The sequence below is a fragment of the Marinobacter sp. bablab_jr003 genome, from assembly GCF_016464245.1.
Taxonomy (GTDB): domain Bacteria; phylum Pseudomonadota; class Gammaproteobacteria; order Pseudomonadales; family Oleiphilaceae; genus Marinobacter; species Marinobacter vinifirmus.
In genome coordinates, this window is record NZ_JADARC010000046.1 from 59631 (window position 1) to 79192 (window position 19562).

The 19562-nt window shown below is 57.7% G+C and carries 15 protein-coding genes; 7 read left to right on the forward strand and 8 right to left on the reverse strand.

All coding sequences use genetic code 11. The annotated features are described in order from the left end of the window. Positions 1–25: 25 nt before the first annotated feature. Positions 26–1267: a patatin-like phospholipase family protein gene (locus H3Z84_RS05510; RefSeq protein WP_199456770.1), complete on the forward strand. Its 1242-nt coding sequence runs from the start codon at positions 26–28 to the stop codon at positions 1265–1267. Positions 1268–1299: 32 nt separating this feature from the next. On the opposite strand, the gene H3Z84_RS05515 is transcribed toward H3Z84_RS05510, so the two are convergent. The 7 genes from H3Z84_RS05515 to H3Z84_RS05545 form a co-directional block, all read right to left on the reverse strand. Then, the gene (locus H3Z84_RS05515; RefSeq protein ID WP_199456771.1) at positions 1300–2505 is read right to left on the reverse strand and encodes a Fic family protein; all 1206 of its coding nucleotides are present in this window, start codon (positions 2503–2505) and stop codon (positions 1300–1302) included. 254 nt (positions 2506–2759) lie between these two features. Continuing rightward, a complete protein-coding gene (gene hslU, locus H3Z84_RS05520) occupies positions 2760–4091 on the reverse strand; it encodes an ATP-dependent protease ATPase subunit HslU (RefSeq protein ID WP_058341517.1) in 1332 nt (443 codons plus the stop codon). Positions 4092–4102: 11 nt separating this feature from the next. Next, positions 4103–4633 (reverse strand): ATP-dependent protease subunit HslV, encoded by a 531-nt coding sequence (hslV, locus tag H3Z84_RS05525; protein WP_022990117.1) that lies wholly within the window; start codon positions 4631–4633, stop codon positions 4103–4105. A gap of 280 nt (positions 4634–4913) precedes the next feature. Next, on the reverse strand, positions 4914–5549 hold the full coding sequence (locus tag H3Z84_RS05530; protein WP_199456772.1) for an SPOR domain-containing protein: 636 nt from the start codon (positions 5547–5549) through the stop codon (positions 4914–4916). 7 nt (positions 5550–5556) lie between these two features. After that, positions 5557–7242: an arginine--tRNA ligase gene (gene argS / locus H3Z84_RS05535; RefSeq protein WP_199456773.1), complete on the reverse strand. Its 1686-nt coding sequence runs from the start codon at positions 7240–7242 to the stop codon at positions 5557–5559. An 841-nt stretch (positions 7243–8083) separates the two neighbouring features. Beyond that, positions 8084–9643, reverse strand: a complete 1560-nt coding sequence (locus H3Z84_RS05540; RefSeq protein ID WP_199456774.1) for a hypothetical protein — start codon at positions 9641–9643, stop codon at positions 8084–8086. Positions 9644–9811: 168 nt separating this feature from the next. Next, positions 9812–11983, reverse strand: a complete 2172-nt coding sequence (locus H3Z84_RS05545) for a primosomal protein N' (protein ID WP_323126953.1) — start codon at positions 11981–11983, stop codon at positions 9812–9814. Positions 11984–12215: 232 nt separating this feature from the next. Between H3Z84_RS05545 and rpmE the strand changes: the two genes are divergently transcribed. Beyond that, positions 12216–12437: a 50S ribosomal protein L31 gene (gene rpmE, locus H3Z84_RS05550; RefSeq protein WP_022990121.1), complete on the forward strand. Its 222-nt coding sequence runs from the start codon at positions 12216–12218 to the stop codon at positions 12435–12437. Between the two features lie 215 nt (positions 12438–12652). Beyond that, positions 12653–13918 (forward strand): malic enzyme-like NAD(P)-binding protein, encoded by a 1266-nt coding sequence (locus H3Z84_RS05555; RefSeq protein WP_022990122.1) that lies wholly within the window; start codon positions 12653–12655, stop codon positions 13916–13918. A 77-nt stretch (positions 13919–13995) separates the two neighbouring features. Here H3Z84_RS05555 and H3Z84_RS05560 read toward each other — a convergent pair whose 3' ends face one another. Further along, on the reverse strand, positions 13996–16527 hold the full coding sequence (locus H3Z84_RS05560) for a penicillin-binding protein 1A (RefSeq protein ID WP_199456776.1): 2532 nt from the start codon (positions 16525–16527) through the stop codon (positions 13996–13998). Positions 16528–16765: 238 nt separating this feature from the next. Between H3Z84_RS05560 and H3Z84_RS05565 the strand changes: the two genes are divergently transcribed. The 4 genes from H3Z84_RS05565 to H3Z84_RS05580 are packed head-to-tail and all read left to right on the forward strand — an operon-like array spanning position 16766 to position 19549. Then, on the forward strand, positions 16766–17830 hold the full coding sequence (locus tag H3Z84_RS05565; RefSeq protein ID WP_199456777.1) for a pilus assembly protein PilM: 1065 nt from the start codon (positions 16766–16768) through the stop codon (positions 17828–17830). Beyond that, positions 17830–18393 carry a PilN domain-containing protein gene (locus tag H3Z84_RS05570; protein ID WP_199456778.1) on the forward strand — a complete coding sequence of 188 codons (564 nt, stop codon included), beginning with the start codon at positions 17830–17832 and terminating at the stop codon, positions 18391–18393. The genes H3Z84_RS05565 and H3Z84_RS05570 overlap by 1 nt, the downstream gene beginning before the upstream one ends. Continuing rightward, entirely contained in the window at positions 18393–19004 is a 612-nt protein-coding gene (locus H3Z84_RS05575; protein WP_199456779.1) for a type 4a pilus biogenesis protein PilO, read from the forward strand. Before H3Z84_RS05570 ends, H3Z84_RS05575 begins: the two co-directional genes overlap by 1 nt. A 2-nt stretch (positions 19005–19006) precedes the next feature. Further along, positions 19007–19549: a pilus assembly protein PilP gene (locus H3Z84_RS05580; protein ID WP_199456780.1), complete on the forward strand. Its 543-nt coding sequence runs from the start codon at positions 19007–19009 to the stop codon at positions 19547–19549. Positions 19550–19562: the final 13 nt, after the last annotated feature.

Sequence of the window (19562 nt, forward strand, 5' to 3'; positions counted from 1 at the left end):
CTGCAGTAACCGTGAAGGACAGCCGATGAAGCAGTCGACCGAGCTTAAATCCGCACCACGCATAGGCCTAGCCCTTGGCGGCGGCGGCCCATTGGGCGGTATTTATGAAATCGGTGCCCTGCGGGCGCTGGATGAAGCGCTGGACGGCCTCGACTTCAATAATGTGGACGTGTACGTAGGCGTGAACTCCGGCTCCTTTGTGGCCGCCAACCTGGCCAACCAGGTGACCACCGCCCAGCTGTGCCGGATCTTTGTGCGCAATGAAGCCGAAGTGCATCCCTTCCATCCGGAAGTGTTCTACCGCCCGGCGCTCCGGGAATACGGTAACCGCTTGCTGGCCGTGCCGAAGCTGATCTCCACCGCCATCAGCCGTTTCGTCAACAACCCCTACGACCAGAGCCTGCTGGAGGCCATGACCATCCTGGCCCAGGCGGCCCCGGCGGGGTTGTTCGACAACGAAGGTCTTCATGATTACCTGCGCCGGGCCTTCACCATGCTGGGGCGCACTAACGACTTCCGGCAACTGAAGCACCGGCTGTACGTGGTGGCTGCCGATGTAGAAAGTACCGAAGCCGTGTGTTTCGGAGCGCCGGGTTTCGACCACGTGCCCATTTCCAGGGCGGTACAGGCCAGCACGGCCTCTCCGGGCTTGTATGTGCCGGTAGACGTAGACGGCCGGTACTATGTAGACGGCACCCTGAGAAAAGGCCTGCATGCATCGGTCGCTTTCGAGGATGGTGCGGACCTGGTGCTGGCGGTGAATCCGCAAGTGCCCATCGATGCCAGCGCGGCCGTGCGGGCAGGCACCATGCAGCCGGGCGATCTCACCCGCTCGGGCATGCCCAACCTGCTGTCCCAGATGTTCCGCACCATGGTTTATTCGAGAATGCAGTCGGGCATTGCCCAATACGCCCGGGATTACCCGGACAAAGACATCCTGCTGTTCGAACCCACCCGGGACGATGCCAAGCTGTTCTTCTCCAACGTATTCAGCTTCCAGAGCCGCCGCATGGTGTGTGAACACGCCTACCAGATGACCAGGCGGGACTTGCTCAGCCGGGCCGATGAACTGGAGCCAAAATTGGCGAAATACGGCATCAAACTACGCCGGGACCGCCTGGAAGACGAGCAGCGCACCATCTCCACCAGCCTGTATGGCGAACTGTTACCTCTGTACGTGGCCAAGGGCCGCAAGAAGCAGGCCGAGAAGGGCAAACTGGCCAGCGGGATCAGTAACGTTACCCATCTGTTTTCCCGGGCCCAGTAGGGCCTGTGACTCTTCTGTCCTTTGATCGATAGTCAGATACCGGGAGCAAGCTGCGGGAAGTAGTAAGGTTCCGCATGTTCCGGGATTTCCCATTTCAGAGGGGATCGACTGCTGGTTTCACTCAGCAGCCCGTCGTCTTTCAACTGCTTGATGAGCCTTCGTGCTGTGCGGCTTTCGGACGCGCCGGTCATTTCCAGTGCGGTGGAGCGTTCGAGCGCGCCCTGAATGAAGGCCTGGAACAGAATCTGTGAAGCTTCCGGTTTCAGTGCTCCGTCAACGCCCGGAATTCGGCCTTCATTTCTCGCCTGAACATAACTGCGAATGCGTTTCTGCATCCCGCTAAGATCAAGCAAGCCGGCAATGTAAGCCACCTGATCCCTGGCAGTCTCAAGCATGAATCTGGCGAATAACGCCAATTCCGTTTCGCTGAGGTATCCTCGGCCATCATGGTTGCCCTGGCGAGGGAAGTCCGCGCGGGCCAGCTTTGCCTTATAGCTATCCGACTGCCGCGCGAGGCCCCGGCTAAGACACCAGACCCCGATACTTTCCAGCCCGGCTGCCTTCCATGCCGCGTCGGTCCAGAGCCGGATAACACGGCCATTGCCATCCAGGAACGGGTGAATCCAGAGTAGACGATGGTGGGCACACGCCAGGGCGATAAAACGCTTGTCGCCAGAGTAAAGCTTGCCCGAATAATGCTCGCATGCCTGAGACACAAGCTGTTCGATATGTTCCGCAGGCGGGGGCAGGTGCCGGCCGACTGTGACAGACTGTCTTCGGAACCTGCCTGGTTCTACCCATCGCTCCTCTCCGTTCCCGGATTTCATGATTCGAAGCGACTCGGGTAAATCCCGGTAAAAGCGCTCGTGTAACTCTCTCAGAAAGCCCGTTGAGCATACCCGGTCAAGATCCGGATTCTGCTCCTGAACCCAGTCCTGGACAGCAATGTGTGCGATAGATTCCAGCTGGTGGTCTCTGGCCACCGGATCGTGGCTGAAATCGCCCCGCTGGGCTTCCCGTATTTCATGGGGAAGGGTTCGATTACCTTCGATCAAATTCGAGTAGTAGGAATTGATCACCGCCATGTGCTTTCGGATAGTTACGGCCGTTTCGTCGGCCAGCCGGCCGGTCAGTTTGGCGGCTTCACGGTTCAGCGTGCTGGCAAGGTCCAGAAGCTCGTGCTTAATCAGCGCCTCTTCCTGCGGTACGAACGGGGCCAGGTCCATAAATGAAGTCATACACAGTCCTTGGTATATTCTGGTCGAGCTTTGTCAGGAGTGTCCGGTTTAATGTCCGCTTTGAAAGTTCCACAATGCCACAGTGAGTGCCCATAAATAAAGGTTTTGGTGTGAGTCGGTGGCAGGAGAGAGCTGCTTTTTAGGCGTTAAATGTCCGGTTTAAAGTCCGCTTTCTGAATGGCTGCCTGGCAAGCTGGCACAAAAAAGGCCGGACGGGACAACCCCTCCGGCCTTTTGCTTACCTGGCTGTCGGCTTACAGGATATACCGGCTCAGGTCTTCGTCTTCTGCCAACTCGCCCAGTTTCTCGTCGACATAGGCGGCGGTGACTTCGAACACCTCGGTTACCTTGTCGCCGGCATCGTACGACAGGCTTTCCAGTAGGCGCTCCAGTACCGTATGCAAGCGGCGGGCGCCGATGTTTTCGGTGGTTTCGTTCACCTTGTAGGCCACTTCCGCAATACGGGCAATGGCATCGTCTGCAAACGTCAGCTTCACGCCTTCGGTGCCCATCAGGGCTTCATACTGCTGCACCAGAGACGCGTCCGGCTCGGTCAGGATGCGCTTGAAGTCGTCCGGGGTCAGCGCTTGTAGCTCTACCCGGATCGGCAGACGGCCCTGCAGTTCCGGAATCAGGTCCGACGGCTTGGACAGGTGGAACGCACCGGAGGCGATGAACAGGATGTGATCGGTACGCACGGCACCATACTTGGTGCTTACGGTGCTGCCCTCGATCAGCGGCAGCAAGTCACGCTGTACGCCTTCACGGGAGACGTCAGACGAGGTGTTCTCGGAACGCTTGGCCACCTTGTCGATCTCGTCGAGAAACACGATGCCGTTCTGCTCAACGGCCAACAGCGCTTTCTGTTTGATCTCTTCCTCGTTCACCAGCTTGGCGGCTTCCTCGTCCTTGGCCAGTTTCAGGGCGTCTGCCACCTTCATCTTCCGGGTCTTGCGCTTGTCGGAAGACAGGTTGGAGAACATGCTCTGCAGCTGGTTGGTCATCTCCTCCATGCCGGGAGGCGCCATAATCTCAACGCCGGCGCCGCTGCTGCGCAGGTCGATCTCGATTTCCTTGTCGTCCAGCTCACCTTCGCGCAGTTTCTTGCGGAACATCTGGCGAGTGGCGGAATCGTTGCTGGTACGCTGGCTGTCTTCGTTGAAATCCCGCGCCGGCGGTAGCAGGGCATCCAGAATGCGGTCTTCGGCCGCGTCCAGGGCACGGTTTTCGTGCCGTTTCATCTCCTTCTCGCGGAGCATCTTCACGGCCATATCCGCCAGGTCCCGGATAATGGACTCCACATCCCGGCCCACGTAGCCCACTTCGGTAAACTTGGTGGCTTCTACCTTCAGGAAGGGCGCATCGGCCAGCTTCGCCAGGCGGCGGGCAATCTCGGTTTTACCCACACCGGTGGGGCCGATCATCAGGATATTCTTGGGGGTAATCTCGTCACGCAGGCTGCTGTCCAGCTGCATCCGGCGCCAGCGGTTACGCAGGGCAATGGCCACGGCACGCTTGGCTTCCTGCTGGCCCACGATGTGTTTGTTAAGTTCGTGAACAATTTCACGGGGAGTCATTGCAGACATGGTCGCTCCGGTCAGTCTTTGATGGGCAGCACTTCCAGAGTGCGGTTCTGGTTGGTGTAGATGCAGATGTCGCCGGCAATCTCCAACGCCTTCTCTGCAATCTCGTGGGCGCTCATATCGGTATTCTCGAGCAGTGCCCGTGCCGCCGCCTGGGCAAAGGCCCCGCCGGAACCAATGGCAATCAGGCCCTGTTCCGGCTCGATGACATCACCGTTACCGGTAATAATCAGCGACGCAGTCTTGTCGGCCACGGCCAGCAAGGCTTCCAGCTTGCGAAGAGCACGGTCACTACGCCAGTCTTTGGCCAGCTCCACCGCAGCGCGGGTGAGGTTGCCCTGGTGTTTCTCCAGCTGGGCTTCAAAGCGTTCAAAAAGGGTAAAGGCGTCTGCAGTGCCACCGGCAAACCCGGCAATAACCTGGCCGTTGTACAAACGGCGCACTTTGCGGGCGTTCCCTTTCATGACGGTGTTGCCCAGAGAAACCTGGCCATCGCCGCCCATGGCGACTTCGTCGTCCCGGCGGACGGAAACTATGGTAGTCATTTTGGCTCCAGTTGCCTGTGTGAAAAATCGTATTTCAGGTTTATGGAGGCAGCTGGCGGGAATTCAAGTGGCCCAGGTTTGGCGGCTTTGGTCGCGGGGGGAGGGACAGGTTTGGGGGCGGCTTTCCAAAAACCGCTCCTTGCGGCACATCCCTGTGGCGCTTCTGCTCCGCCATCCATGGCTCCGCAAATTTTTGGAAAGCCGCCCCCAAACCTGTCCCCGAGCAATGTGCTGGCCCGCAGGCAAGCCCCCCGCGCCTTAAGAGGTTGTGTCGGAAGCTTCAGCCTTCTTTGGGAACTTTACGAACCAAAGGCTGGATATTGATGGACACCAGCTTGTCCACAGCCGAATTCATCTGGCTGCGAGAGGTGAACGGGCCGACATTCACCCGGTACCAAATGCCGCCATTATCCTGTGTGATCTGCTGAACGTGGGCGCGAAGGCCCTGGAAGGCAATCTGGGCACGCTGGCGCTCAGCGTCTTCCTTGCTGCGGAAGGAGCCGGACTGGAGGATGTAGTCGAACGCCGTTTTGGCCGGGCCCGGGGTGTACTCCTGTACTTTCGGAGGCACCACCTCAGATTCCGGCAGCATTTCATAGAAGCGGAAATTCTGCTCTTTTTGCCGGGCAGCGTCCTGCCTGGCCTTGGTGGCTGCAGGGCTTGCTTGTTGCTGGGCCGGCGCTGCCTGTTTCGGCGCTTCCGGGCCTACAGGCAGGGTGTTCAGGTAAACAATAAAACCGATAAAGCCACCAACAGCGGCCAGAGACAGAACCCACTTCAAGGACAAGCTCCCGTGCTGCCTGTGCGCAGGGGCGCTGCGCTTGGGTTTTGATGCCTTGCGGGCGGCGGTCTTCTGCCTGGGGGCAGCGGCGCCTTTGCCCGCGGGGCGATCCTTTTTGGCGTAGTCTCTGGCCATGGCCGGTTTACATCTCTTCCGGTGCGCTCACGCCCAGCAAGTCCAGGCCGTTGGCAATCACCTGGCGTACTGCCAGGTAAAGGCTCACACGGGCGTCCCGCAGGGCAGTGTCTTCAATCAACACCTTGTGGGCGTTGTAGTAGGTGTGGAACTGCCCGGCCAGCTCACGCAGGTAGTGGGTGAGGTGGTGCGGCTCGCGCTGGGCGGCGGAGTTGGCAATCAGCTCCGGGTATTTCGCCAGCTGATTGGCCAGTTCTTTTTCTTCATCCAGAGTCAGCAGGCTCAAATCGCCCACACACTCGTTCAGGCCCCGCTGTACGCCTTCGGCGGCCAACTTGCGCAGTACGCTGCAAATCCGGGCGTGGGCATACTGGATGTAATACACCGGGTTTTCATTGGTCTGGGAGCGGGCCAGGTCGATATCGAAGGTCAACTGGGAATCCACGCGGCGCGCGGCCAGGAAGAATCGGGTAGCGTCGCGGCCCACTTCGTCGATCAGGTCCCGTACGGTTACGTAGCTGCCGGCCCGCTTGGAGATTTTCACTTCCTGGCCGGAGCGGGTCACCATCACCATCTGGTGCAGAACGTAGTCCGGCCAGCCCTGTGGGATGCCGGCTTTCAGTGCCTGCAGGCCGGCGCGCACGCGGGTCACGGTGGAGTGGTGGTCTGCACCCTGTTCGTTGATCACGGTGGTAAAGCCACGCTGCCACTTGTCCAGATGATAGGCCACATCCGGCAGGAAGTAGGTGTAGCCGCCATCCTTTTTGCGCATAACCCGGTCTTTGTCGTCGCCAAACTCGGTGGTTTTCAGCCACATGGCGCCGTCCTGTTCGTAGGTGTAGCCGTTGGCTTTCAGGCGCTCAACGGTGGCTTCTACTTTGCCATCTTCGTAAAGGGACGATTCCAGGAAATACACATCGAACTGAACGCCAAAGGCTTTCAGGTCCAGGTCCTGTTCCCGGCGCAGGTAAGCTACGGCGAATTCGCGGATGGCGTCCTGGTCGTCCGGGTCGGCCTTGGCGGTCACTTCCCGGTCGTCGGCAATCACGGTTTCGCCGGCCATATAGGCGTTGGCTACGTCGACAATGTAGTCGCCCCGGTAGCCGTCTTCCGGCCAGCTTTCGTCTTCTGGAGTCAGGCCCTTAACGCGGGACTGAACCGACAGGGCCAGGTTGTTGATCTGGGCACCGGCGTCGTTGTAGTAGAACTCCCGGGTAACGTCGTAACCGTTGGCTTCTAGCAGGCGGCACAGGCAGTCGCCAATCGCGGCGCCACGGCCGTGGCCCACGTGCAGTGGGCCGGTGGGGTTGGCAGACACAAACTCCACCTGAACCTTCTCGCCCTTGCCGGTGTTGTTGCGGCCGAACTGCTCCGCTTCATCCAGAATGCTGTTCACAATGCCGAACGCGCTGGCGGTGCTCATGAAAAAGTTAATAAAGCCCGGCCCGGCAATTTCCACCTTCTCAACCGCTGAACTCTCCGGCAACGCCGCCACCAGTGCCTCGGCCAGCTTTCGTGGCGGGCAGCCAGCCGACTTGGCGGCCATCAGGGCAATGTTGCAGGCGTAATCGCCGTGGGATTTGTCCTTGGTGTTACCCACCTGGGGGGTAAAGGTCTGGTCAGCCGGCAGGGTGCCTTCGGATTGCAGGGCGGCCAGTGCAGACTGGAGAAGCTCGGATACGGTCTCTTTCATGCGTCAGATGACTCGGTGTTCAGGAGAATGGATACAGGGCAGGGCGCCCGTTGAAATCAGAAGGGGCGTATTATCGCGGAAAGTTGGGGTGTAAGCAAAAAGGCCCGTTGCGTTGACTGTCAGCGGACGTGCAATTAAATGCTCAGCCCATGATGCCGGCCCGTTGAATCTGCGTAGGTTCGGGTTTGCATTGGTAGAAGGGCCTTTCGAAAGGCTTCAGTTTTGTCGCTAAGCTTCCATCGCTTGCTGGGAGAGTATCTCCCGCGCGGCTGTGGGCCTTTGTCGCCCAACAAAAGACTATGAAAGCGGCGAGTTAGCTGCTGAAGCCTTTCCGCTTTGTCGCGAGGGCACACTGGGTACTGGCTTAGCAGTTCTAAAACGCACAGTAAGCGTTGGAATTCCTCGGAGGTTATCTCCGATCGCACTTGGTTCAATTCAGGCATCGTTGGCCGGTACTCGGTAAACCAAAGTAGCTCTGCAAGAGATTTTGCATCCTCATTTGCTTTCTCAAGCGGTGTTGTGCCGACACGATAGAGTAATCGTTGCTCACAAGTCACTGTCATGACTCTTTACCTTGATAACTGTTCGTCAGAACCTCAAAACATCTGTGAGTGCTCTCCCCAATGCGGTGTCTGGCTTAATAACTCGAGAATCGCCTTGCTCACGCAGCATCATGGGCTCCGGTACTGTTCGATTTTTGAGTCTATCACAAGATGGCAGTGTGCGATGGTGGGCAGGGCGCCCGTTGAAATCAGAAGGGGCGTATTAACGCGGAAAGTTTGGGTGTAAGCAAAAAGCCCGGCGCTGAGGCCGGGCTTTTTGCTGGTTAAGATCTTTAGTCTTAAATGTCGAGCAAGTCCTCTGCTACTGTTTCGCCCGGCGTTGTAACGGTAACAGTAAGCTTCGCTGGTACAGTATCGTCAGAACGCTGGGCGAATACGCAAGCGGAGTATGCACTTTCATTGTCGGGAAGAGAGGATCCGCGGACAGTTTTTGTAGTCTCTGCTGAAAGAATCTCTCCAGTGCTACTAATTGAAAACGCGACTTCTGTTCCGGTTGGTGGGTGAATTAGAGTTCCAGCAGCATCCTCAACGGAAACGGAAGCGCAGTACTCCCCAGCTTTTGCGCCTGGGGCTAAAGTAACTGTTGGATTCTTAGAGCTGGAAATGAAGAGGCTGCCAGTCTGGGATATCGAGCCGACACCGCCTGCGGTTAGCTCGCCAATTGTGGTTGCAGTTATTTCGGGTTTTGTTAGCCACGGTGCTTGGCTACGCCAAATAACTGTGCAGGCACCATCTTCGTTCAATTGGCATTCGGGGGTTATCGATCCGCCTGTGGACGTGAAGTTGATTGTTGTGTTGCCCCTGACGTTTTGGCCATTCTTGTCAGTTGCGAAGACAGTGAAATCGACCTCAATACCTGCTGTAAACTGAGCGTCAGGAATGAGGTTGCTTGCGGCAAGGGTCAGCCCAGACTCAACAGGAATAGTCGAGTTGATTGCAATTGGTTGCGACTGGGTTTCGCTCAAGCTTCCATCGGACTTCTCAATGCCTGCGATTACCCTCACTACTGTCGAGTCGGATCCAGCGATCACTAGTGTCGAGACATTGCCATTGCTGTCTGAAGTTGCTTGTGCTGGGTCAATGGTTACTGGTAGCTCTGGTGATGGAGTGTCACCAGAAATTCTGAAGTTCACAGTTACACCGGGTACGGGATCTCCGGCTTGGTCAACAACTTGAAAGCTAACCTCTGATTCAGATGGCCTTGCAGAGGATCCTGAGCCTGAAGGTGCGATAGATGTATATTCTGGATCGTTGGAAACGATTCTGTCTGCCTCTGCACCGTCAATGTTGAGAACTATGCTGGCTGTGGCTTGCTCGCCTTCAATGAATGCTGTAACGGTATCTGTGGGGGTGCAGCCATTGGCGGTGTACGTGGTCTGCGCGATCCCTGAGCCGGTTACGATGGGGGAATTGATCGAAGCTGTTCCGTTAGTCAGGCAGCCAGACCTAAAGCTGACCTGTATATCTCGGTCGGCTATCAAAGAGTTTCCGTCTGATGCGTTAGCAATTGAAACATTAAGTGAAGTTGTTCCCCGAGGCGGAAGGCTGGTGACCTCGCTAGTGATTGAGCCCTCTATGAATGCATCGCCTTCACCCGAGCCAAGGACGACGGTTTCTTCTGCGGTTGCATCGGGAGTAGTATCCGCTCCACCGTTAGCTGAATCGTTGTTCGGCTGGTTTGGTGTATTGGTACCGGAAACAAGAGGCGTCGAATTCTCATCCCCCCCACAAGCCGCCAAAAATACAGCCAGCGACAACGCCGACGCACGCGCAAGGAATTTCCCTGACATTTTTATATCTCCAGTGTTCGTTACAGCAAAAGCCTTTTCGCTGCGCATTCCCTGCACGAGAACCGCAACCTCAGGTGTTGTTACAGAATTCTTCTATAGTTTGCTGAAAATCATAGCACAGTCGGTGAAAAGGCAATGATTACGGCGCGAGTTTTCTGCAAAAGATTGTAACGTTTTGCAGGGCGTGCGCTGTGTCGCACTTCAAAGCTTTCCTCGTCAGCCGGTTTCCTGTGGGTCCACATCCACCATCCAGCGGGTGCTGGTGGGCAGTTTTGCCTGGTCCAGGTATTGGCATATATGGCTCAGTAGCCGGTTCAGCTGGCCCCGGCTGTCGCTCACCAGTACCAGCTGGGCACGGTGGCGGTCGGCCTTGCGGGCGATGACGGCTGGTAGCGGGCCCCATACTTCTATGCCCGGTGTTTGTGCCATGGGTTTCAGGGTGTCCAGCAGTTGCAGGCTGTGCTGCATGGTGTCCGCTTCGGCCCGGAGGATGGCCATGGCCCGGAAGGGCGGGAGCTGGCCGCCTTCGCGTTCGGCCAGTAGCTGGTCGGCGATGTTGGCGTAGCGGCCCTGGTGCAAGGCGTTGAGCAGTGGGTGGTCGCTGTGGCAGGTCTGGATCAGTACTTTTCCGGGTTTGTCGCCCCGGCCGGCGCGGCCGCTCACCTGTAACAGGGTCTGGATCATCTGTTCCGGTGCGCGGAAGTCCACGCTGAACAGGCCTCCGTCGGCATTTACCACGCACACCAGGGTCACGTTGGGAAAGTCGTGGCCCTTGGCCAGCATCTGGGTGCCCACCAGTATGCACGGCTCGCCGCTGTTCACTTTTTTCAATATGGCCTGGATGCTGCCCTTGCGCTGGGTGCTGTCCCGGTCGACCCGCACCACGGGAGTGTCCGGGAACTGTTCGGCCAGGGTGTCTTCGGTGCGCTCGGTGCCCTGGCCCACGGGTTTGTAGTTTTCGCTCTGGCATTTCGGGCAGGTGTGGCTGACGGCCATCTGGAAGTCGCAGTGGTGGCAGCGCATGGCCCTGTCCCGCCTGTGATAGGTCAGGCGGGTGTCGCAGCGGGGACATTCTTCCAGGTGGCCGCAGTCAAAGCACATCATCACCGGGGCGAAGCCGCGGCGGTTTACAAACACCAGGGCCTGTTCGCCTTTATCCAGCGTTTCTTTTATGGCATTCAGGGCGGGTCGGGACAGCCCGGCTTCCAGTGGCCGGCTGCGGATGTCCAGCAGTTCCAGCGCCGGAGGTTTGGCGTTACCGGCCCGTTCTTCCAGCCGGATGAGCTGGTACTTGCCCTGACTGGCGTTGTGCCAGGATTCTAGAGAAGGCGTGGCGGAGCCGAGAATCACCGGGCATTGATTCAGGTGGGCCCGGTATACGGCCACATCCCGGCCGGAGTAGCGGAAGCCTTCACCCTGCTTGTAGGAGCTGTCGTGCTCTTCGTCCACGATGATGGTGCGGAGCCCGGTAAACGGAAGCAATACGGCAGAGCGAGTGCCAATCAGGATAACCGGCTCGCCGTTGCGGATTTTCAACCAGGTGCTCAAGCGCTCGCCGTCGTTCAGGGCGGAATGCCATACCGCAATCCGGTTGCCGAAATAGCGGCGGAAGCGGGCCAGGGTTTGCGGTGTCAGGTTGATTTCCGGCACCAGCACCAGTGCCTGCTCGTTGTCTTGCAGGCGGGTTTTCAGGTAGTGCAGGTACAGCTCGGTTTTGCCGCTTCCGGTAATGCCGTATAAAAGGGTGGCTGAAAATTCATCGGTATGTTCCGGTAAACCGGCAGCCGCTGTTTGTTGAGCTGCTGACAGCAGCGGAGCGGACAGGTCGGCTTCGGCAGCTGTGGTTATGCCGGCAATCGCCTCCTTCTGCTGTATCAGTTCTTTCTGTTCCAGTGCACGCATCTGTGCGCGGCTGAAGCCGGCCTGTACCAGGGCGCTGGTGGTTATGCCGGGCGCTTCTTTTACCGTATTGAACAGCGCCCGCTGGCGGTGCGCGGTGGCCGGCAGGGCGGGCTCGCTGGCTGTGCAGTGCCAGCTTTCATCCGGCTTTTCCCGCGCCGGCCGGCCTTTGCGCAAGGCGGGGGGCAGGGCGGTGAACAGGCATTCGCCCAGTGGGTGCTGATAGTAGTCGCTGGCCCAGGTTAATAGCCGGAAGGTGCTTTCGGGTAGAGCGGGCCAGGGCTCCAGGGTTTCGGCCACCGGCTTCAGGGTAATGCCTTCTGGCGGTTGAACCCCTGTTTCTACCACCAGGCCGGTCAGGGTTTGCCGGCCGAAAGGCACTTTCACCCGCTGCCCCGGGGCCAGCTCAAGGCCGTCCGGAACCCGGTAGTCAAACAGCCTGCGGAGCGGGCGGTTGAGGGCGATGCGGGCAGTTGCTGGCCGTGTCACGGTATCTGCGTATCCTGAAAACGGGCGGTATGGCGCCGGCGGTAGTTTACGGGCTGGTTCCGGGGAGCAAGATACTTGCCTGTGGCCGGGTTTGTCAGTAAGATTCGCGGTCTGTTTCTGGCCGGGCTTGATTGTGCACGGTCTTTCCAATTGATTCAAACATGCGGTGCCTGGCTGAAACCGCCCCTTACGGCGGGTGATCAGGTAGCGGCATGACCGAAAGAGGTTCGCCATGAAAGAAGGTATTCACCCGAAGTACGAAGACATCACCGCTACCTGTTCCTGCGGTAACGTGATCAAGACCCGTTCTACTGTTGGTCACGACCTGCAGCTGGACGTTTGCTCCCAGTGCCACCCGTTCTACACTGGCAAGCAGAAGGTTATGGATACCGGTGGTCGTATCGATCGCTTCCAGAAGCGTTTCGGCAGCCGGATCGGCGGCAAGAAAGACTGATCATTGCCGCAATGCTGAAAAAAGCGCCTTCGGGCGCTTTTTTTGTGCCTGCAGATCAGGCCCCTTTGCTGCTGCATACGCAAAATGCCCTATTGACTGATTGCAAAATGTTCGATTTCGGCTTGTCGTTTCGGGTCGGGCGCGCCATAATGGCGCGCTCCGCTGGCTAGGTCCGGCGGTATTTACCTTTAAACGTGACAAACGGAACAGTGGCAATGTCTCAAGATCTGAAAGAAGCAGCCCTTGAATATCACGCCAAACCGCGGCCGGGTAAGCTGAGTGTTGAAATCACCAAGCCGACCGAAACTGCCCGCGATCTTTCCCTGGCGTACAGCCCCGGGGTTGCCGAACCGGTCCGCGAGATCGCGAAGGACCCCGAGAATGCATACAAATACACAGCCAAGGGTAACCTGGTAGCCGTTATTTCTGACGGTACTGCCATCCTGGGTCTGGGTAATCTCGGCCCCCTGGCGAGCAAGCCGGTAATGGAAGGCAAGGGCGTACTGTTCAAGCGCTTTGCCGGAATCGACGTATTCGATATCGAAGTCAATTCCGAAAGCCCGCAAGCGTTTATTGAAACTGTTGAGCGTATCGCAGATACCTTCGGCGGCATCAACCTGGAAGACATCAAGGCACCCGAGTGCTTCGAGATCGAGCGCGCTCTGATCGAAAAGTGCAATGTGCCCATCTTCCACGATGACCAGCACGGTACTGCCATCGTAACTGCAGCCGGCATGATCAATGCCCTTGAGCTGCAGGGCAAGAAAATCGAAGAAGCCAAGGTGGTTTGTCTGGGCGCTGGTGCGGCCGCAATCGCCTGCATGAAGCTGTTGGTCAGCTGCGGTATCCGCTCTGAAAACATCTACATGCTCGACCGTAAGGGTGTGATCCACTCTGGTCGTGACGATCTGAACCAGTATAAGGCGATGTTCGCGAACGAGACGGACAAGCGCACCCTGGACGACGCTATCGACGGTGCTGATGTATTCCTGGGTCTCTCCGGCCCGGACCTGTTGGGTGCCGAGCAGCTGGCCAAGATGGCTCCGAACCCGATCGTGTTTGCCTGCTCCAACCCGGATCCGGAAATCAGCCCGGCAGTGGCCATGGCTACCCGTGATGACCTGATCATGGCGACCGGTCGCTCTGACTATCCGAACCAGGTAAACAACGTACTGGGCTTCCCGTTCATTTTCCGTGGCGCGCTGGACGTTCGTGCAACCGCCATCAACGAGGAAATGAAAGTGGCCGCTGTTCACGCCATCCGTGAGCTGGCCAAGGAGCCGGTACCCCAGGAAATCTGTGCCGCTTACGGTGTAGATAGCCTGGAGTTTGGCAAGGAATACATCATTCCCAAGCCGATGGATGTTCGTCTGCTGGAAGTGGTTCCTGCTGCTGTGGCCCGTGCCGCGGTAGACTCCGGTGTAGCTGGCCTGCCTTACCCGGCCCACTACCCGCTGAAGTCCATGGACGACATCATCTGATTGCGATGTAGTCTGGCTTCATAAAAAACCGGCGGAGATCCCGCCGGTTTTTTTATGTCTGTATCTTCGCTTTTCGGTCAGAAAATCTGCCGTGACAAGCCTTCAGATTCTCCGTTCAGTCCGGAGCCGTTGTCGTCTGCAGAAAGCGGGGCCGGCACGTTTTCTTCCTTGAACAGCTCGAACACTCCGTCCTCTCCCGGCCGTGCCCGCTCACCGGTCTGTGGGTTAATGCGGATGCTGGCAAGGCCGTTTGGCCGGTCCATAGTGGCGGCAGGCGCATCCTTCAGCGCGACTTTCATGTAATCCAGCCACACCGGCAGGGCGGTGCTGGCACCATATTCGGCGCGACCAAGCGGGGCTGGCTGATCAAAGCCGACCCATACGGTTGTTGCCATGTCGTGGTTGAAGCCGGCAAACCAGGTGTCTTTCTGCTCGTTGGTTGTACCGGTTTTGCCTGCCAGGTCACTGCGCTCAAGGGCCAGTGCGCGGCGGCCGGTGCCCCGGCGGATGACGTCCTGCATGATCGAATGCAGGATGTACACGGACTGCTCATCGGCCAGCCGGCGCATTACCCGTGGCCCTTCGGGTTCGTCTGCAGAGGCGGGCAGTGCCATGCCTTCGGTATCGGGAAGCTCGTCGGTCTGGATGTCTGTGGCGTTCTCGTTTTCCGCCAGCTGATCGCAGTTACTGTCGCACAGTATGGTTTCCGGTGCTTCGTATACCACGGTGCCGTCAGATTCCTCGATGCGTTCGATCAGGTACGGTTGTACATCGTAGCCCCCGTTGGCGATAACCGCGAAGGCCCGGGCCAGTTCCATCGGAGTCAGCAAGCCACTGCCCAGAGACAGTGACAGGTTGGATGGCATGTTGTTGGTCGGTACTTTCAGCTGGCCCAGGTAATCAAGGGTCGTCTGAATGCCCAGGTCCCGAAGCAGGCGAATAGATACCAGGTTCCGTGAGCGATAGAGGCCCTCACGCAAGGTGGTGGGGCCGTAGAATTGCCCTGATGAATTCTGGGGGCGCCAGGTGTCTTCCAGTTCCGAGTCATCGAAAACAATCGGCGCGTCATTATAAATGGTGGCCGGTGTGCGGCCGTTTTCCAGGGCCGCTAGGTACAGGAACGGCTTGAAGGTAGAGCCCGGCTGGCGCTGGGCCTGGGTGGCGCGGTTGTATTTGCTCTGGCTGAAGCTGTAGCCGCCGGCCAGGGCTTCGATGGCACCGGTTTTTGCGGCCAGTGAGATCAGGGCGCCTTCCACTTTGGGTGCCTGGGCAAGGGCCGCTTTCAGGGTACCGGCACCCGCGTCTTCGGGATCCGGCTGATCGTCATTGGCCTCTGGCAGTTCGGTGACCTGCGGCAGTTCCAGGATCTTCGTGTAAATCACGTCACCGGCGCTCACCACGTCTGACGGCTTTTTCGGTTCCGGGCCGGTCAGGTTTTCGGTGCGGTACCGCTTGGCCCAGGTCATGGTGTCGAAGCCTATGATCCCGGTACCCAGTCTTCGCAGCTGGGCATGCACTTCACCGGCCTCATCGTCGATGCGGGTAACCACGGCGGGCACCAGTGACTCCACTTGCGGATAGTTGAGCAGTTGTCGGGAGATTTCGTCGCCTGACAGGTCGCTCACATCAATCTGGCCGATCGCGCCACGGAACCCGTGGCGGCGGTCATAGTCTTCCAGGCCCGCCTGCAGGGCTTCGGTGGCAGCCTGCTGCTTTTCGCTATCCACGGTGAGGGTTACGCTGTACCCATCGGTGTAGGCTTCCTCGCCAAACCTGCGAACCATTTCGGCACGGGCCATCTCAGCCAGGTAGTCGGCGTTAACTTCGGTTTCCCTGGTGTTGTAGCTGGCGGTAATAGGTGCGTCTTTGGCAAGGGCCCCGGCTTCTTCACTGATGTAGCCCAGGTCTTTCATCCGGCCAAGAATCCAGTCCCGGCGAATCAGCGCCCGCTCGGGGTTTGCCAGCGGGTTATAGGCGGAAGGTGCCTTGGGCAGGCCTGCCAGCATGGCCATCTGGGCGAGCGAGAGTTCGTTAACCGGTTTGTCGTAATACACCTGAGCTGCCGCTGCGATACCATAGGCCCGGTTACCCAGATAGATCTTGTTCAGGTATAGCTCGAAGATCTGTTCTTTGTTCAGTTCACGTTCAATCTGAAGTGCCAGCAGTATCTCGTTGAACTTGCGGATGAAGGTGCGGTCCCGTGACAAAAAGTAATTTTTTGCAACCTGCATGGTGATGGTGCTTCCGCCAGACTGGATTTCGCCGGTGGAGATCAGTTCGATGGCAGCCCGCACCAGGCCTTTGATGTCTACCCCGAAGTGGTCGTAAAAGCGGGAGTCTTCAGCGGCCATAAAGGCTTGTAACTGAATTGTAGGGATCTGTTCTATTGTGACCGGTGCCCTTCTCTTTTCGCCGAATTCTGCTATTAATCTGTTGTCTTTGCTATACACCCTCAGCGGCGTCTGCAGCTTTACGTCCAGCAGCTGGTCAACATCCGGCAGGTTGGGGCGAAGGTAAAGGTAGAAGCTGGAGGCAACAATAACAGCGACACTCAGGCCGGTGAGAATGAACCAGGCTAAAACACGAGATGTACGCAGCAGATTAGACATTTTTTTCTGACAACAGTTGGATATAGGTCTATTATTTGAGAAATTGCTTTAGGAAGGCTTGGGTGGCCTTTCCAACCTGCAATCGCTCCTGAATAAATAAGAGAGTGCATTGTAGACGTAAAAAAAAAGAAATTCTCTTACATAAAAAACAGATAGCGCAATTCTGGGACAGCTACCGGAACTCAGGAGCTCCAGGGTTGCACAGCCGGGTGTATTCAACCAGGTATAGGGTGAGCGCGTGTTCGGATTACCAGGAAAAAAATCCAGTGCTGTGCTGGGAGTGGATATCAGCTCCAGTTCAGTGAAGGTGCTCGAGCTGTCGAAACATGGCAGTCGTTATCGGGTCGAGAGCTATGCCGTAGAGCCGTTGCCGGCTGATGTGGTAGTCGAGAAAAATATCACCAACGTCGAAGCTGTGGGCGAAGTGCTCAAGCGGGTGGCGTCCAAGTCCCACACCAGCGTCAAACAAGCTGCTGTCGCGGTGTCCGGTTCGGCGGTCATCACCAAGATCATTGAGATGGACAGCGGCCTCAATGAGTTCGAGATGGAAGACCTGATCGGCCTTGAGGCGGATCAGTACATTCCCTATCCGCTGGATGAAGTGGCCCTGGATTTTGAGGTTCAGGGGCCTTCCGAATCTAACCCGGACAAAGTTGAAGTGCTCCTGGCGGCTTGCCGGAAAGAGAACGTGGATGTCCGGGAAGATGTGCTTGAAATTGCCGGCCTGAAATCCAAGATCGTCGACGTTGAAGCCAATGCCCTTGAGCGCGCTTACACCCTGATCGAACAACAGCTCGATGGGCAGGGCGAGGAAATGGTCGTTGCCATTGTCGACCTGGGTGCCACCATGACCACGCTTAGCGTTCTCGCCGGCGGCACGACGGTTTATACCCGTGAACAAATCTTCGGTGGCCGCCAGCTGACGGAAGAAATCCAGCGCCGCTATGGCGTGTCGTTCGAGGAAGCCGGCCTGGCCAAGAAAAAGGGCGGGCTGCCGGACGACTACGAAGAAGAAGTACTTGGCCCCTTCCGGGAAGCAGTGGTTCAGCAGGCTGCCCGCGCACTGCAATTCTTCTTCGGTGCCAGCCAGTACAACTCGGTGGATTATGTGGTGCTGGCAGGTGGAACCGCTTCTATACAGGGGCTGGTTGAAATGGTTGAAGAAAAAACCGGTACCCGGACCCTGGTGGCCAACCCCTTCGCCGATATGTCGATCGGCTCCCGGGTAAACGCCTCAGCCCTGAGCAATGATGCCCCGTCGTTGATGATTGCCTGTGGTCTGGCAATGAGGAGTTTCGACTGATGGCAAAAATTAACCTCAGGCCCTGGCGGGAAGAACTGCGGGCTGAAAAACAGAAACAGTTCGTGGTGATGATTCTGGGCGCGGCGATTATTGCCGCAGGCCTGGCATTCCTCTGGAAGAGCGATATGGATAACCGGATTGCCTACCAGCAGTCCCGTAATGCCTACATCGAAACGGCCGGTAAGGAACTGGATAAGCAAATCAAAGAGATTGAAAACCTCAAGCGGCAGCGCGACGAGCTGCTGGCTCGTATGCAGGTCATCCAGGATCTGCAGGGCAAACGCCCTGTTATTGTCCGGGTATTTGACGAGCTGGTGCGCACGTTGCCCGATGGCCTGTTCTTTACGGACCTGAAGCGGTCGGGGGATCGGATCGACATCGTTGGCATGGCCGAGTCCAACAGCCGCATTTCAAACCTGATGCGCCGCTTTGACGAGTCAGACTGGTTTGCTAACCCGAACCTGTCCAATGTGGCGGCTGCAGACAACCGTCGGGCCGGATACAGTCAGTTCAACCTCTCTGTGCAGCAAAAAACTCCAGAGCCCGAAGGGGAGGGTAAGTAATGAGCCTCGCGGACTCACTTAAAAGCCTGAATGAATTCGATATCAATGACCTTGATATCAATAACGCGGGTATCTGGCCTGCACCAGTCAAGGCAATTGTTGCGCTGATAGTCTTCGGCCTGATTCTTGGTGGTGGCTACTGGTTCTTTATCAAGGATCAGTACGCTCAGCTCGATCGTGTCGAAAAGCAGGAGCAGGAACTCAAGCAGCAGTACGAGCAGAAAGCCTATCAGGTCGCCAACCTGGACGTGTTCAAGGCTCAGATGGCCGAAATGGAAGAAACCTTCGGAGCGCTGGTGCGTCAGCTGCCGAGTGAGACGGAAGTTCCGGGCCTGCTTGAGGACATTACCAACACGGCGTTGGGCAATGGTCTGTCGTTGCAGGAAGTGAAGCTGCAGCCGGAGCAGCGCCGGGACTTTTACTCGGAGTTGCCGATTAACATCCGGGTTTCGGGCGGCTACCACGAGCTTGCCTCTTTCGTGAGCAGTGTGGCCAGCCTGCCGCGGATCGTTACATTGCACGATTTAACCATCAAACCAATCAGCGGAGAGGGCGACCAGCTTGATATGCAGGTTGTTGCCCGTACCTACCGCTACCGGGCTGGAGAGTGAGCATGACAGGAAAGCATGCGGGAAAAGCCTGGCTGGGTGTGTGTCTGGCCTCTTTGCTGACGGCTTGTTCCCAGGGAAACGGTTTCTCTGATCTGGACAAGTTTATGGCGGATACCCGGGCCAAGCCCCGGGGCCACGTTGAGCCCCTGCCGGAATTCAAGGCCTACGAGGCATTCAGTTATTCGGCAGCCGATCGGAGAGCGCCGTTCGAGCCGCCCATCGATGTTCAGCTGACCATGGCCGATGAAGAGCCGGTGAGTGACGTAGAACCGGATCTGGATCGACCGAAGGAAGTTCTGGAGAACTTTGACCTTAAATCACTTGGAATGGTCGGTACTCTGCAGGGCGTGGATGGCAACCTGTTCGCGTTAATACGGGACAACGAAGGCGGGATTCACCGAGTCCGCACCGGTAACTACATGGGCCAGAATTACGGCCGGGTGGTTGGCGTGAGCGACACCCGGATCGAGCTGGTGGAAATCGTTCCGAACGGCCGGGGTGGTTGGGTCGAGCGCCCGCGCTCCCTGTCCCTGGATGAAGAATGAGGCAGGGGAGCGG

Coding starts and splice junctions, on each gene's coding strand:
- H3Z84_RS05580 (WP_199456780.1), top strand. CDS start 19,007: ATGACAGGAAAGCATGCGGGAAAAGCCTGGCTGGGTGTGTGTCTGGCC.
- rpmE (WP_022990121.1), top strand. CDS start 12,216: ATGAAAGAAGGTATTCACCCGAAGTACGAAGACATCACCGCTACCTGT.
- hslV (WP_022990117.1), bottom strand. CDS start 4,633: ATGACTACCATAGTTTCCGTCCGCCGGGACGACGAAGTCGCCATGGGC.
- argS (WP_199456773.1), bottom strand. CDS start 7,242: ATGAAAGAGACCGTATCCGAGCTTCTCCAGTCTGCACTGGCCGCCCTG.
- H3Z84_RS05575 (WP_199456779.1), top strand. CDS start 18,393: ATGAGCCTCGCGGACTCACTTAAAAGCCTGAATGAATTCGATATCAAT.
- H3Z84_RS05530 (WP_199456772.1), bottom strand. CDS start 5,549: ATGGCCAGAGACTACGCCAAAAAGGATCGCCCCGCGGGCAAAGGCGCC.
- H3Z84_RS05555 (WP_022990122.1), top strand. CDS start 12,653: ATGTCTCAAGATCTGAAAGAAGCAGCCCTTGAATATCACGCCAAACCG.
- H3Z84_RS05515 (WP_199456771.1), bottom strand. CDS start 2,505: ATGACTTCATTTATGGACCTGGCCCCGTTCGTACCGCAGGAAGAGGCG.
- H3Z84_RS05510 (WP_199456770.1), top strand. CDS start 26: ATGAAGCAGTCGACCGAGCTTAAATCCGCACCACGCATAGGCCTAGCC.
- H3Z84_RS05540 (WP_199456774.1), bottom strand. CDS start 9,643: ATGCGCAGCGAAAAGGCTTTTGCTGTAACGAACACTGGAGATATAAAA.
- hslU (WP_058341517.1), bottom strand. CDS start 4,091: ATGTCTGCAATGACTCCCCGTGAAATTGTTCACGAACTTAACAAACAC.
- H3Z84_RS05560 (WP_199456776.1), bottom strand. CDS start 16,527: ATGTCTAATCTGCTGCGTACATCTCGTGTTTTAGCCTGGTTCATTCTC.
- H3Z84_RS05570 (WP_199456778.1), top strand. CDS start 17,830: ATGGCAAAAATTAACCTCAGGCCCTGGCGGGAAGAACTGCGGGCTGAA.